The organism is Actinomadura fibrosa, from assembly GCF_900659615.1.
GTDB classification, from domain to species: domain Bacteria; phylum Actinomycetota; class Actinomycetes; order Streptosporangiales; family Streptosporangiaceae; genus Spirillospora; species Spirillospora fibrosa.
In genome coordinates this window covers 1-992 of record NZ_CAACUY010000550.1, presented here as the reverse complement: position 1 = coordinate 992, position 992 = coordinate 1, and the positions used below count along the sequence as shown (strand labels likewise).

The 992-nt window shown below is 67.2% G+C and carries 1 protein-coding gene; it reads right to left on the bottom strand.

All coding sequences use genetic code 11. The features are described from left to right. Positions 1 to 10: 10 nt before the first annotated feature. Positions 11 to 992, bottom strand: a 982-nt coding sequence (locus tag E1300_RS49585; RefSeq protein ID WP_207400468.1) for an integrase core domain-containing protein, incomplete at its 5' end; no start/stop codon positions are given.

Below are 992 nucleotides of genomic sequence, written 5' to 3'. Positions count from 1 at the left end.
TGAGCTGGGGTTATGCGGCGTGTCGGTATTCGTTGATCACGCCGGTGACGACGGGTCTTCGCCGGATGGATCGCAGGTCGTTGGGTTCAGCCGGGGTCCTGTTGGGCTGGCATTCGGCATCTGGAGGTCGTTGCCGGCGGGCCTGGTGTGGCCGGTGGCCGTTGTAGTGCTCCAGGTACTCGCCGAGCACCATGGCCAGGTGCCGCTCCCCCAGGAGCAACACCCGGTCCAGCAACTCACGGCGAAGGGTTCCGATCACGCGCTCACAGACGGCATTCATCCGCGGCGTCCGCGGCAAGGTCCTGACGACCTGGAGCCCTTCAACCTTGAACACTTCATCGAACGCGGCGGTGAAGATCGGATCGCGGTCGTGGATCAAAAACCGCAACGCGCCGATACGACCCTCCAACTCCATGGCCAGGTTGCGGGCCTGTTGGACCGCCCACGCCCCCGTCGGGCACGCGGTCACCCCGGCCAGATGCACTCTGCGGGTGCCGTGCTCGATGACCACCAGCACGTACAACCGCTTGAGCAGCACCGTCTCCACCACCAGGAAGCCACAGGCGATGATCGCGTGAGCCTGGGCGGTCAGGAACTGCCGCCAGCTCGGCCCCTCCCGCCGCGGTGCCGGGTCGATGCCAGCGGCGCGTAGGATTTCCCACACTGTGGAGGCGGCGATCGCGTGACCGAGCCGGGCCAGCTCCCCCTGGATTCTTCTATGGCCCCAGGTTGGATTCTCGCGCGCCATCCGCACGATCAGCGTCTTGATCGAAACACCGGTGGGTGGACGTCCCGGCCGGCGCCGGTCAGTGTAAGTCCATTCGCGGGCGACCAGGTGGCGGTGCCAGCGAAGGATCGTGGCCGGGGTGACCGGGAAGATCTCCGCCCACCGGCGGCGGTGAACCAGCCGGGACAACGCCGCCAACCACAGCCGGTCGCCGTGATCCCACTGCGGCCGACCGCCCAGCTGACGACGCAGCACCTGGTTCTCA